The organism is Methanospirillum sp. (assembly GCF_035406105.1).
Lineage (GTDB): Archaea > Halobacteriota > Methanomicrobia > Methanomicrobiales > Methanospirillaceae > Methanospirillum.
In genome coordinates this window covers 1-4,879 of sequence record NZ_DAONKG010000187.1, presented here as the reverse complement: position 1 = coordinate 4,879, position 4,879 = coordinate 1, and the positions used below count along the sequence as shown (strand labels likewise).

Genomic DNA, 4,879 nt, shown 5'->3' with positions numbered 1-4,879 from the left:
GTTTACATGGCAACAAGTAGTCTTGATGGAAAACCAAATATCGCAGCAATGAGATTTGTGGCTACCCACGGCGATGACAAGATCCTAATATCTGATATGTTTCTGCTCAAGACCAAGATGAACCTGAAGGAAAACCCGGAATGCAGCATTGCCATCTGCCACCCGCTGGATTCCGGAAGGGACTGGGTCTTTAAAGGAAAGGCAGTTGACATCGAATACGGGTTCCCTCCGGATTTTGACTGGTACGGGGTAACAGCAAAGGAAATACTGGATGCATGGGGAGACTGGGCTGCACTCGAACCACCAAAGGAAGTTCCACCTGACATCGTATTTCCAAAACCAGCTCAGCGGGGCGTTGTCGTTCTCCATGTAGAGGAGATCTATTCAATTGAGAGGGGAAAAACCGGAGAACGGATCCAGTGAGGTGAAGATATGGGAATTGTTCTGACAGAACGGATGAAAGCATGGATTGAACGGATGGGATGCCACCTCTGTGTTGCCACACCGGAAGGTGTCCCTTTCGTTACCGTAGCACGATTTGCCCACGTCACAAAACCAGACCAGGTCTCCTTTGCCATGGAGAAGGGTGAGATCAGAGTCATCGAGGAGGCCCTCATAAAAAACCCATGGGTCGCGTTCGGAGTGTCGAAGCAGGGGGGCATCCGTGCCGCATATCAGTTCAAGGGAAAAGGCAAAGTACTCAGATCTGGTGCTGAGTTTGAAGCGATCAAGGGAATGGCATCGGGTATTGCAACCGACGCAGTCCTGATCGTCGACCTCGCAGAACTCTACTGCACAAAGCCTGGTGCAGAAGCAGGTCAGCGCCTTGATATTATGACGCCCGAAGTGTTGGTTGCCTGGGAGAAGGCACGCTGGACAGATATACCGGGAAAATAGACAGATATAAAAACCTCTTTTTTCAACATATCCCAAAATGGGAGAAGAAGAGACCGGCACCCCCCAAAAAAAATTCCCCTGGTTTGAACCCTTTGCCTGTGAGGGATGTGGAGACTGTATTCCGGTATGCCCGACCGGTTCAATAGAACTCCTCGATAATGAAAATATGAAAGTCCCTAAGGCATGGGTAACGAACCCTGACACCTGTATCGGATGCGGCAGATGCGCAAAAGCCTGCATTGTCGGGGCCGTACAAATGACGACCTACGTGGATATGGCAAAGAAGAGATATCTGGAAGAAAAACAGCCGGTTTAAGTCAGGTCATATGTTGCCTGAAAAGAGGTGAGGAGGACTTCTTCGTTTAACCTGCCAAAATGATAGACCTTTCCCGTTGACCAGTCATGTACCGTCAGCTCTGCCGGTGAGAATCCAAGATATGAACCAATTTTAACAAAATTATAATTCGCATTTCTGAACAGTTCATAAAATGGACGCCCATACATCTCTGAATTGTCAGATGTTATCTTTGAAAATGCATCAGAATAGAGTCTGGTTGAGATGATGACCGAACCATAATAGATGTTACAATCATTAGTCACTCCCATCGCCTGCTCAAATGTCTGCTTCACCGGGGCAACAGGAGATCTTCCGGCAGCATTGATAATATGAGAGAGAACATACCCCATCTCTTCAAGTTTGTGCATCGCCATAGTGACAATCCTCCCTGATATCTGGATGGAACCGACGATACTTCTCGTGGAAGTAACAAGGGCATAAAGATTTGAAGGGGTTACACCGCACTGTTCTGCAATGTATTCACAGATATCCTCATCAGGAAGCATACCGGATTCCAGAGTAATAATAGCGATATCTGAAGCATCAGAGTACTGGATTGTCTGGTAGGTCCCTTTCGGCTTTAATGCCAGTGCCCGGGCAGGGCCGGAGCCCATCGCAAAAAACCTGTTTCGTCTGATCATCCATCCGGCCTTCTGAGAGCCGAGGCAGGCGATAATCGGATGCATGACGGTCAGGTGGACAAATGGAAATACCTTCCCTGCAATCGGCTGGTGCACAAGAGCAGGTTCGATGAGGCCACCTGCACAGACCTTGAGGAATTGAAGACCTGCTTCATAACACCCGCTCTCCCTGACGCCGCAGTCAATAACCGTAGCGCCATTTTCAAGGGTATGAACTCTGATGCCCAATATTTCTGAGTTGCGCATCATATCCAGCACAATGGGCAGGGCATTGGTATTGACACTAATCATATCTGTCAAGAATACTGCTTATCCGATCAGTGGTTGCATACACATAAAACAACATCGTTTCTTCGTTCCATCAAAGACTGAACTCCTCTTTCGAACGACGGGTTTCATCCTCTTCCCCATCAAAGCGGTACATGCCCGCCGGCACATGGATCTCAAACCGTGCCCCGTTTCCATACTCACCGGTCTCGGTGATGGTAATGCCAGTCATGGCCAGCACCTCTGATATAAAATACAGACCAAAGCCGGAATTTTTTCCATATCCAAGTAAAAATATCCGATCTTTCTCTTCAGCAGGAATTCCTGTCCCGTTATCCTCCCATATGATCCTGATGCCCTGATCATCATGTTCCATAAAGCAGGAGATTTCTGATACTGTTCCGCCATGCATGACTGAATTATGGTAGAGATTTGAAAAGACATGATCCAGCATGGGATCTGCGTATACCACCAGATTCTTCGGAACTGTGCACCTGACGGAGATACCTGAGGGATGAATCCCTTCAACAATCTGCACAATATTCTGCCATGTCGGATTGTGGACACCTATCTGCTCATACTCCCGGGAAAATAAAATCAGGTCCTCAATCCTTTTTACAAGACCCAGAAGTGTTTTCCAAATCTCTTCCTGTTCTCTCTCATCTTCAGCCTCTTTGAGGAGATACAGATACCCCCTCACAGACGTGATAACGTTTATCACATCATGCCGGGTGATTGACTGTAAAAGCCGGAGCTTTCGTGATATCTCAGTTATTTTTTTCTCTTTCGCCACTGCCTCGGACACATCCTGGCAAAATCCGAGAATCTCTCCTCCGGCAAGAAGAACCGCGTCAACTGCTGCATGAATACTTTTTCCACTCTTAAACGTCAGAGTAAACGTCTGATGAATACATCCCTTCTCAAGCAGCGTCTGAAAGTACGCTTCATGCTGGGGTTTTTCGTGGGGAAGGACCAGATCAAAAATATTCATCGAGGTGATCTCCTCAAATGAATAGCCGGATATCTTCAGACCAAGCGGATTCATGTACGTGATATTCCCGGTTTTATTGAGAGTAAACACAACATACGGGGCCTTCTCCAGATATGTACTGAACTTTTGCTCGTTCTCATACAGGGTGATCTCTGCCTCCTTCTCACGGGTAATATCCGTGATTATTCCAATTATCTTCGTCCCGTTTTCAGGAAACTGATCAAAAAAACCCTGGATCTGAATCCACATATAAGCACCGTTCTTGTGCTTGATCCGATACTCCAGATGAAACTCTTTTGATTCGGTAACCGCCCACAGGAATGCATCATACACCCTCTGATAATCATCCGGATGGATAATACGAAGCCACCGTTCTTTTCCATCCCGAAGTTCCTCCGGAGTATACCCGATAACCTGACTGGCATTCTCATTGAGCAGAAGGATGTCCTTATCGATATCATATTCATACGCAACCTGACCGGTCCGGGCTGTTAACTTCTCATACCGCTGTTTCCAGGACAAGACCTCACGTCTCGCTCGTTTTTTATCAGTGACATCCTCACCGATACACATATACCCTAGAAACCGGCCTTTTTCATCCCGGAGATCAGTATTGATGATATCAAGATCCCGGATCTCACCTGACCGGAGAAGAATCTTCATCTCCTCATGCTGTGAGATACGCTCTTTAAAAACGGCCTCTTTATATAAGCGTTTTTTCATCTCCCTAATATCAGGAGGGACCGCCAACTCGAAGAAATTGTGATCAAGAAACTCCTCCCGTTTCCATCCGGTCAGTGAAAGCAGATAATCGTTACAATACCGGACTATCCCCTCCTCATCCAGTTGAAACGCAACCATATGAATCCGGTCAAGGGTCTGTTGAAACCGGCGTTCATTCTCCCGTGCCAGGTTTTCAGCTGCACTTTTCTCGTAGAGGGAACGGATCTTATGGATAAGATCGGTGAATTGGCTGATGGGGTCCCCGCCCTTTTGCAGGTAATAGTCAGCCCCGTTATTGATCGCTGCAATGGCCACCTCTTCCCTGCCCCTCCCGGTAAAGAGGATAAACGGAAGCCGTTCGTACCGTTTTCTCACCTCTTTCAGAAGAGAGAGCCCATCCATTACCGGCATCTGATAATCAGATACGATTACATCAAATGATTCCTGCGTTAAAACATCAAGGGCTTTTTGTGCTGAAGAGCAGAATGTAACTGACAGACCCCCTTCTCTTTCAAAAAATTTTGAGACGATGAGGTGATAATCGGTATCATCATCCACATAGAGGACGGAGATGGCCATGTATTGGATCAATGGTTACTCTGACAAACGATAAACGTGGTGATATGAGAACCACCTGACTCTTCAAATTTCTTCCAAACACACATTACCCGTATCAAAAGGCAGACCGGAATTATTATCAGGAGACTACCGAACGAAGGTAAACGCTGACTTTGGTTCTTTACAGACTGGACATCTCCAGGTGGAGGGGAGATCTTCAAAGGGTGTTCCTGGAGGTATGTTCTGGGTCGGATCGCCTTTATCCGGGTAGTAATACCACCGACAGGGATCACAGCGCCAGATTCCTTCTTTTTTGGTCGTGCTTGATACTACACGCTGCATGGTATAGGTATGAGTTTTTTCAGGTTATGACCTTTCAGGTGGATACTTATAGCAATGAATAGAAGCTCTATCATGAACCGTCCGGATGCAATTACCCGAGCACAGATGCCCCCCTCATCCAGG

The 4,879-nt window shown here is 47.0% G+C and carries 6 protein-coding genes; 3 read left to right on the top strand and 3 right to left on the bottom strand.

Features of this window, described 5'->3' with window-relative positions; all coding sequences use genetic code 11:
* The 3 genes from PLA23_RS10495 to PLA23_RS10485 all read left to right on the top strand — a co-directional run.
* On the top strand, positions 1-423 hold a 423-nt coding region (locus PLA23_RS10495), incomplete at its 5' end, for a pyridoxamine 5'-phosphate oxidase family protein (protein WP_324475144.1).
* Positions 424-432: 9 nt separating this feature from the next.
* Complete coding sequence (locus PLA23_RS10490) at positions 433-897, top strand: hypothetical protein (protein ID WP_324475143.1); 465 nt, start codon at positions 433-435, stop codon at positions 895-897.
* Positions 898-934: 37 nt separating this feature from the next.
* Complete coding sequence (locus tag PLA23_RS10485) at positions 935-1,213, top strand: NADH-quinone oxidoreductase subunit I (RefSeq protein WP_324331780.1); 279 nt, start codon at positions 935-937, stop codon at positions 1,211-1,213.
* Here PLA23_RS10485 and mch read toward each other — a convergent pair.
* The 3 genes from mch to PLA23_RS10470 form a co-directional block, all read right to left on the bottom strand.
* Positions 1,210-2,166 (bottom strand): methenyltetrahydromethanopterin cyclohydrolase, encoded by a 957-nt coding sequence (gene mch, locus PLA23_RS10480; RefSeq protein WP_324331782.1) that lies wholly within the window; start codon positions 2,164-2,166, stop codon positions 1,210-1,212. The two genes, PLA23_RS10485 and mch, sit on opposite strands and share 4 nt — an antisense overlap.
* Before the next feature lie 70 nt (positions 2,167-2,236).
* Positions 2,237-4,435, bottom strand: coding sequence for a PAS domain S-box protein (locus PLA23_RS10475; protein WP_324475142.1), 2,199 nt, complete (start codon positions 4,433-4,435; stop codon positions 2,237-2,239).
* A gap of 126 nt (positions 4,436-4,561) precedes the next feature.
* Positions 4,562-4,756 carry a rubredoxin gene (locus tag PLA23_RS10470; RefSeq protein ID WP_324330888.1) on the bottom strand — a complete coding sequence of 65 codons (195 nt, stop codon included), beginning with the start codon at positions 4,754-4,756 and terminating at the stop codon, positions 4,562-4,564.
* Positions 4,757-4,879: the final 123 nt, after the last annotated feature.